Genomic DNA, 6,428 nt, shown 5'->3' with positions numbered 1-6,428 from the left:
GATGTAGCTCCGTCTCGTGGGCTCGGAGATGTGTATAAGAGACAGGTCCGAGACGATGCGGAAATCCCGCAGCCCCTCCCCTATCCGCCCCACCCTGGCGGGGTCCCCCGGCAGCAGGACGATCGGCGCCACCTCGGAGGGCAGACAGCGCAGGTGAGGGAGGCGTCCGTCGTAGCGGGGATCGGACGCGCTGGTGTAGCGGCTCACGGCGCGGCCTCCCTCAGGACGGCATGGGCGTCGCGCTGCGACTCGTGCCAGCCGAGAAGCCGTCCCTCCACGACGTCCAGCACCTCGTAGAGGAGGACTCCCAGGGAGGAGGTCACGATGATGGCGGCGACGAGGAGCGGCGTGTCGCTCAGCGCCGAGGCATAGGTCAGCAGGTAGCCCAGCCCCGATTTGCTCGAGATCCACTCGGCCACGATCGCCCCGATCACGGCCTGGACGATCCCCACCTTCAGCCCCGCGAAGATCGGCGGCAGGGACGAGGGCAGCTCCACCTCCCAGAACGTCTGCAGCCGCGAGGCCCGGAGGACGCGCATCAAGTCGCGCATCCCGCGGTCCACGGACTGCATCCCCAGGATCACGGACGCCATGACCGGGAAGAAGACCATGGACACGATCAGGATCAGCTTGGAGGCCCAGCCCAGCCCGAACCACAACACGAAGAGCGGTATGAGCGCTATTTTGGGTGCCGTCTGGGCGAAGAGGACGTAGGGCATCAGGGCCTTGCGGAGCAGCGCGCTCCTGGCCAGGGGATAGCCGAACAGGAAGCCCAGAACGCTCCCGAGAAGGAACCCCGAGACGATTTCCCCCGTTGTGACGGCCAGGTGAAAGTATATCTCCCCCTTGAAGAGCCGGACGAGGCAGAGAAACGTCTCCTCCGGGGAGGGCAGGATGAAGGCCGGGACGTCGTATGCCGCAACATACCCCTTCCAGATCCCCAGGAACAGGGCGAACGACAGCCCGTACTCGGCCGCGCGCCTCCAGCGGGTCGGGGTCATCCTATGGCCTCCCGCAGGGCGCGGCAGTACTCGTTGAAGATGGGAAGCAGGCGCATCTCCTGGGTCCGGGGACGCGGGAGGTCCACGGTCAGGACCTTCCGGACCGTGCCGGGGCGCGGGGAAAGGACAAGAACCCGATCGGACAGGAACACGGCCTCGTCGATGCCGTGCGTGACGAAAAGGACCGTCTTTTGGGTGTCGCTCCAGATGCGGAGCAGCTCCATGTTCATGGTGTCCCGCGTGATGGCGTCCAGAGCCCCGAAGGGCTCGTCCATCAACAGGAGGGGCGGGCTGCAGGAGAGCGCGCGGGCGATGGAGACCCGCTGCTTCATCCCCCCGGAGAGCTCGTGAGGCAGGGCGTTTCTGAAGTCCGAGAGCCCGACCAGTTCGATCAGGGCATCGAGGTGCTCCCGATTCTCCTCCAGGGGGATTTTTTTGATCTTGAGGGGAAAGGCGATGTTCTCGAAGACGGTCTTCCAGGGAAGGAGCACCGCATTCTGGAAGACGAAGCCGATGTCCCCGCGTCCGTACCCCGGGCCGAACCGCACCTCCCCCGACGTCGGCCGCTCCAGGCCGGAGATCAGGCGAAGCAGCGTGGACTTGCCGCATCCGGACGGGCCGATGATGGAGACGAACTCCCCCCTGGGGACCTCGATGTCGATGTCCCGGAGCGCCTCCGTCTCCTTCCTGAGAAAGTTTCTGTAAACCTTCGACAACCCCGCAACCCCGAGAGACAGCTCCCGTGTCATCGTGTTTCCCCTTTCCGAGGTGAAGCTGAGGTGAACCCGAAAGCTCATTCTAGCACAGCGTTCCGTCCGCGGGGAGCGGCACGCCGCCGGTACGCGAGGCCGAATCCCCCGAAAAGGAGGAGGACGGCGCGGACCCCGTGCCGTCCTCCACAGCTTTCGCCTCTCGAAGATGCGGTGCGCCTCAGAGGTCCCGGCCGGCCTCCGGGAACGACCCCGGGAACAGCTCCGCCGGGGACAGGGAGCCGTCGCTCCGCTCCCAGTAGCCCATGCGCATCTTCTCGTAGTAGGCCTGCGCCTGGTCGCGGAGGGCCGCCTCGTCGATCCCCGGGATGACGCGGTCGCGCATCACGAATCGGCCGTCGATGATCGAATGGCGCACCTCCCGAGACGTCCCGGAGTTGACGATGGTCCGCAGCGGATCGTCGATCGTGCCCACGTCCAGTCCATCGAGGTCGAGGACGATCATATCCGCGCGGGCCCCTGCCGCGATGCGCCCCAGGTCCTCGCGGCCCAGCGCACGCGCGCCTCCCAGCGTCGCCGCCTCGAAGAAGTCCGCGTAGGTATTGCCCTCCAGGGATCGGTCCACCCGCCGGGCCATGAAGCTTCCGATGCGGATGTTCGCCAGCATGTCCGGGGGAAAGGTGTCCGTGCCCATCGCCATGTTGACCCCGGCCTTCCGGTAGCGCCCGAACGACTCGAGCGCGACGCCGGAACGAGCGTAGACCAGCGGGCAGTGGATGACGGTCGTGCCCGTACGGGCCAGAAGCTCGACGTCGTTGCCCGTGGGCGCATCGTGAATAGCGCTGTACCCCGGCACGTACATAGCGTGGGGGATCAGGGTCGTCTGCCCCAGGAAGCCGATTTTATCCAGGTACTGAAGCGGCGTGATCCCCTGGTGCTTTCGGACCCACGTGTACTCGAACGAGCCCTGAGCCGCATGCAGGCGCACGCGGCACCCGAGCTTATCGGCGGCCGTCTTCGTCGCCAGCAGGTTCTCCTCCGTCTGGGTCTCGATGCGCTCCGGCACCAGGACGCCGCGGACCAGCCCGCCGTAGGCTCCATCGAACTCTTTGATGAAACGGATGGCCCGCTCCAGCCCCAGGCGCCCCTCGTCCTCCTTGAAGAGCACCTCTCCGGAGCCGTCGGGGTTGACGACCCTCGCGCCGGACTGGTAACTGGGCCCGAGGTAGACCCTCAACCCCAGGCGCCCCGCGTGATGGGCCGCGGCCTCGATCTCCTCCAGAGTCTCCGCCCAGCGCTTGTAGTACACCGAGGTGATGGGCATGGACGTCGTGATCCCGTGCCGGATCAGCTGGACGTAAGCGTAAAGGGACTTGAACGCCTCCTCCTCCGCAGACATGATCTCGCGGCTGCCCCTCTCGTAATACGCACGGCTCCAGAGCAGGTGGCTCTGGATCGCGGCCGGAGCCTCGCAGTGGATCAGGCCGTGGTCGATGTCGCCCAGGGAGTCCAGGTCCACGAAGCCGGGGCTGAGGATAGCGTTGCCGCAATCCAGCTCCTCGTCGCAGCGCCCCGGGTATTCACGGCCGACGAAGACGATCGTGTTTCCCTCGAACACCACCTGCCCGTCCCGCAGCAGGACGTGCCGCGATCCGTCGAACGCCACGACATACTTTGCGCTCAGTTTCGTCCTCAATTTCGAAAACCGCGCTTTTCCGTTCTTCTAGGGACGGCACGGCAGCGAATCGTAATCCACCCGCCGCTCGTCCAGCCATCCCTGCGTGTATCCCCAGAAGGTGCCCGGCAGCGCCATGTGCCGCTCCAGCCCGGCGCGCTCGATCAGGCGGCGGGCCTCCGCCTCGCCCTCCCTCAGCACCTCGTCCTCGTCCACGGACAGGACGCGGCGCCCCTCCATCAGTACGCGCCCGGCGACGACGACGGTCTCGAAATCGTGCCCCACCGCCTCGCAGATTACGCGGTGCACCGGCATGATATTAGGGACCAGGTGCGGCTGCCAGAGGTTCATCACGGCGATATCCGCCTGCTTGCCCGGCTCGAGGGAACCGATCTCGTCCTCCCAGCCCAGTGCCTTCGCGGCGTCGATCGTGATCATCTCGAGCGTCTTGCCGTTCGGCAGCAGGAAGGGATCGTGGCAGAGCATGCGCTGGATCAGCTGGGTCTGCCGTGCGGACCGAAGGAGGTCGAACGGCGTGGAAGGAGAGTTCCCGTCCGTCGTGATCGCGACGTTGGCGCCCAGACCGAGCAGTTCGGGGATCGGGCAGCGCCCGTTGACCTGACCGTAACCGGGCGCGCTGGCCACGTGCGTCCCCGTCTCCGCCAGGATCATGGCCTCCTCAAAGGAGATGCCCGTGCAGTGCTGGATATGCACGTCCGGCCCCAGGAGCGCATACTCGCACCGATGGGCGAGCCGGATCATCCCGCCGAACGCCTCCGTGTGGATGCGCACCTTGTGCTTGGCCGCGACCTCCCGGACCCGGCGCATCATCAGCCGGTCATGGTCCGACAACGCCACGGCGACATCCGGCGCCGAAGGGCCGGAACCGAAGATCGACGTCAGCAGGACGAAGGGCGCGATAAACACCCGGATGCGCCCGTCGGCCCCTCCGTTCCACGTCTCGATGACGGCCTCGGCCCCCTCCATCATGCCCTCGAAGGACACCTCCACCTCGTGGCGGACGCCGTTCTTCCAGCGGCTGAACTTGCGCGGAAACGGCGGATTGCAGGGCCCGACGGCCACGACCCCTCGGATCCCCACGTCGGCATAGCCCCGCGCGTTGTTGTTCCCGAATACCGGGTCGTCGCTGCGCTGGGCCGAGCTGATGACGCTGAGCCCGCAGGTCACCCCCATCTTCAGGCGCTCCAAAGCCGCCAGACGCGCCTCGACGTACCAGAACTCATCCGTCGTGTAATGGTGGTACGTGGGTGTGGCGATGTGCATCCAGTGACTACGCGTATCCGAACCGATCGTCTTGAGCAGGGCGTGCCCCGCGTGTCCGTGCGCATCGATCAGGCCCGGCAGGATCGCCTTGTGGAGGCAGTCGATCTCCCGATCGGCGCTGTAGGCCGCCTCGATATCCTCCGCTGGGGCCACTGCCGCAATCCGCGTCCCCTCCACGGCCACGGAGGCGTTCTCCAGAATGCGCCGCTCCGGGTCCATCGTGATCACGGTGCCCCTCTTCAGGATGAGATCCGCGTGTTTCCTGTTTCCATCCAAAGTCATCAGCTCCCAATCTCACAGCCTGCCGCCGCACCGCCCCAAAGGCTCCTCAATTCAATATTGGGACCTTCCAGTTCGAAGATTCCCGACTCGGAGACATTCGCCCGGTTCAGAAACTGCCTCTCAGAAGCCTTCCGCTTCCGGGATCCGCCGTTATCCTTCGGCCATCGAAGACGACCGCGCCGCGCACCAGCGTCGCGGTCACGCGCCCCTCGAACTTCATCCCCATATAGGGGCTGTGCTTGTTTTTATGAAGCAGCATCTCGGGAGCGAGCGTCCAGCGCGCGGAGGGGTCCAGGATCGTCAGGTCGGCATCGCTCCCGATCCTGATGACCCCCTTGCGGGGGTAGAGCCCCATTAGGCGGGCCGGGTTCTCGGAGACCAGCCGCACCAGCATCTCCACGCTCAGGCCCCGCCGCCGCACCCCATGGGTGAAGAGCGCGGGCAACATGGTCTGTACGCCCTGGGCCCCGCCCCACATGTCCCAGAAGCTCCCGCTTGCCGGATTCTTCTGTGCGACGGTCGAGGGCGAGTGGTCCGAGGAGATCACGTCCACCGCGCCATTCAGGACGCGATCCCAAAGGGCCTCGACGGTCTCCCGCGTCCGCACGGGGGGCGTGCACTTCAGGACGCCCCCCAGCCGCTCCAGGTCGTCCTCGGAGAAGATCAGGTAGTGCGGGCAGGTCTCCACCGTCACCCGCGCCTCCCTCCGGGCCCGCGATACCCGATCGATCACCTCGGGCAGCGTGGCGTGGCAGATATGAACGCGCGCCCCCGTGGAACGGGCCATCTCCAACACCATGTCGACGGCCAGGAGCTCCGTGACGGGGGCGTGGGCCCCCAGGAAATCCCGCACCCCCGTGCGCCCGGCGGACCGGGCCGCCCGCTCGAGGGACGACGTCAGCGCCTCGTCCTCGCAGTGAACCCCCACCAGGAGGTCGTGTTTCTCCGCCTCGGCCAGCCCGCGGAAGAGCACGTCCGGGCGGGCATAGGGGAAGTCGCTGCCCGCAAAGCAGGTGAACGCCTTGAAGGCAATGGCGCCCCTTTCGCGCATCGCTTGCAGCTCCGCGACATTGTCGTCCACGAGGCCGCCCCACAGGGCATAGTCCACCACCGCGCGCTCCGCGGCGGCGCGTTTCTTGAGCTCCAGGCTCTCCACCGAGGTCACGGCCGGGGCCCCGGAGAGCGGCATGTCCACGACCGTACCGACCCCGCCGGCCGCGGCCGCGGCGGTGCCATGGGCAAAGTCCTCGCGGTCGGGGAACCCCGGGTCGTTGAAGTGAACGTGCATATCGACGACGGCGGGCAGGACCAGCATCCCGGCCGCGTCGATGACGCGCTCTCCCGCGCCGAGCGTCCCTCCGGCGGCCAGGGCCGCGATTTTGCCGTCCGCGATGCCGATGTCGGCCTCGACGAGCCCCGACGGGGCCGCGACGAGGCCATTGACGACCGTACAGGAAAATTGTCTCGTACTCATGC

At 66.7% G+C, this 6,428-nt stretch carries 5 protein-coding genes and 1 pseudogene; all 6 read right to left on the bottom strand.

Annotated features, from left to right (window positions below):
• Positions 1-207 (bottom strand): annotated as a pseudogene (locus ABLA28_RS01060) (hypothetical protein); the annotation flags it as partial.
• Positions 204-1,001: an ABC transporter permease gene (locus tag ABLA28_RS01055; protein ID WP_347712158.1), complete on the bottom strand. Its 798-nt coding sequence runs from the start codon at positions 999-1,001 to the stop codon at positions 204-206. The pseudogene ABLA28_RS01060 and the gene ABLA28_RS01055, both read right to left, overlap by 4 nt.
• A complete protein-coding gene (locus ABLA28_RS01050; protein ID WP_347712157.1) occupies positions 998-1,750 on the bottom strand; it encodes an ABC transporter ATP-binding protein in 753 nt (250 codons plus the stop codon). The genes ABLA28_RS01055 and ABLA28_RS01050 overlap by 4 nt, the downstream gene beginning before the upstream one ends.
• Before the next feature lie 181 nt (positions 1,751-1,931).
• The gene (locus tag ABLA28_RS01045) at positions 1,932-3,407 is read right to left on the bottom strand and encodes a chlorohydrolase family protein (RefSeq protein WP_347712156.1); all 1,476 of its coding nucleotides are present in this window, start codon (positions 3,405-3,407) and stop codon (positions 1,932-1,934) included.
• Positions 3,408-3,434: 27 nt separating this feature from the next.
• A complete protein-coding gene (locus tag ABLA28_RS01040; protein WP_347712155.1) occupies positions 3,435-4,952 on the bottom strand; it encodes an amidohydrolase family protein in 1,518 nt (505 codons plus the stop codon).
• 106 nt (positions 4,953-5,058) lie between these two features.
• Positions 5,059-6,426 (bottom strand): allantoinase AllB, encoded by a 1,368-nt coding sequence (gene allB, locus ABLA28_RS01035; protein ID WP_347712154.1) that lies wholly within the window; start codon positions 6,424-6,426, stop codon positions 5,059-5,061.
• Between the last annotated feature and the right edge of the window lie 2 nt (positions 6,427-6,428).

This window comes from uncultured Fretibacterium sp. (genome assembly GCF_963544685.1).
Taxonomy (GTDB): Bacteria; Synergistota; Synergistia; order Synergistales; family Aminobacteriaceae; genus CAJPSE01.
This window is presented reverse-complemented; position numbering and strand designations above follow the sequence as displayed.

Excerpts from the sequence above, each read along its gene's own strand:
- allB (WP_347712154.1), bottom strand. The coding sequence starts at position 6,426 with ATGAGTACGAGACAATTTTCCTGTACGGTCGTCAATGGCCTCGTCGCG.
- ABLA28_RS01040 (WP_347712155.1), bottom strand. The coding sequence starts at position 4,952 with ATGACTTTGGATGGAAACAGGAAACACGCGGATCTCATCCTGAAGAGG.
- ABLA28_RS01055 (WP_347712158.1), bottom strand. The coding sequence starts at position 1,001 with ATGACCCCGACCCGCTGGAGGCGCGCGGCCGAGTACGGGCTGTCGTTC.
- ABLA28_RS01050 (WP_347712157.1), bottom strand. The coding sequence starts at position 1,750 with ATGACACGGGAGCTGTCTCTCGGGGTTGCGGGGTTGTCGAAGGTTTAC.